Annotated in this window: 1 protein-coding gene; it reads right to left on the bottom strand. The window is 72.5% G+C overall.

The window, feature by feature from the left end:
- Positions 1-1,098, bottom strand: a 1,098-nt coding sequence (locus tag HCZ87_RS20730; RefSeq protein WP_303048864.1) for a helicase-related protein, incomplete at both ends; no start/stop codon positions are given.

The following is a 1,098-nucleotide window of genomic DNA, read 5'->3' as shown; positions in this document are numbered from 1 at the left end:
GAGAGCGCAGGCGCTTGGCCTCGGCGGTGATGCTGTGGATGGCGGCGTCGGCCACCTGATAGGGGCGGCGATCCCTGAAACGGCGCAGGTCGCGCAGCGCCTCCAGCCGCAGGGACAGATCCACCGGTGCGCCGCGCAGCGGGTCGCGGTCCCCCATCAGCGCCGCAAGCGTGGCGCTGTCAGGACCCGCCACCGCCAGCATATGCGCAAGGCGCGGATGCAGCGGCAGCCGGGCAAGCGCGCGGCCATGCTCGGTGATGCGGTTCTGACCATCCAGTGCGCCCAGCATCTGCAACAGGGCACGGGCCTCGGCGAGGCTGCCGGTCGGGGGCTGGGTCAGCAGCGGCAGATCCCCCGGTTCGGCCCCCCAAAGCGCCAATTCCAGCGCCAGGCCGGTGAGGTCTGCGGCTTCGATCTCGGCCGGGGGATAGGCCATCAGCGCGCCCTCTTCGCCCCTGGACCAGAGCCGATAGCAGCTGCCCTCGGCGACCCGACCGGCGCGGCCCTGCCGCTGGGTGGCCTCGGCGCGGGTCACCCGTTCGGTCACCAGCCGCGACATGCCAGCACCGGGATCAAAGCGCGCCCGCCGGGCCTGTCCCATATCGACAACCACGCGGATGTCCTCGATGGTCAGCGAGGTCTCGGCGATGGAGGTGGCGAGCACCACCTTGCGCCCCTCGGGAACCGGGGCGATGGCGGCGCGCTGCTCGGCAAAGGGCAGGGCGCCAAACAGCGGCCGCACCACGCAGGTCTGGGGCAGGCGCGGGGCCAGCGCCTTGGCGGCGCGGCGGATTTCGCCCTCGCCGGGCAGGAAGACCAGGATGCCGCCACCACTGGCGCGGGTCTCGGCTTCGGCGCGCGCGATCAGATCCACCAGCGCCTCGAGCTTGCGGGCGCGGGCGGGCAGGGGGCTGTCGAGCCAGCGGGTCTCCACCGGGTAGCTGCGCCCCTCGGAGGTCACCACCGGGGCCTGCATCAGCTCTGCCACCGGTCCGGCGTCAAGCGTTGCGGACATCGCCAGCAGGATCAGATCGTCGCGCAGCGCACTCGCCACCTCCAGGCAGAAGGCCAGCCCCAGATCGCCGTTGAGGGAGCGTT

It is taken from the genome of Phaeobacter sp. HF9A (genome assembly GCF_011806385.1).
In the GTDB taxonomy this organism is placed as follows: Bacteria; Pseudomonadota; Alphaproteobacteria; order Rhodobacterales; family Rhodobacteraceae; genus Epibacterium.
This window is presented reverse-complemented; position numbering and strand designations above follow the sequence as displayed.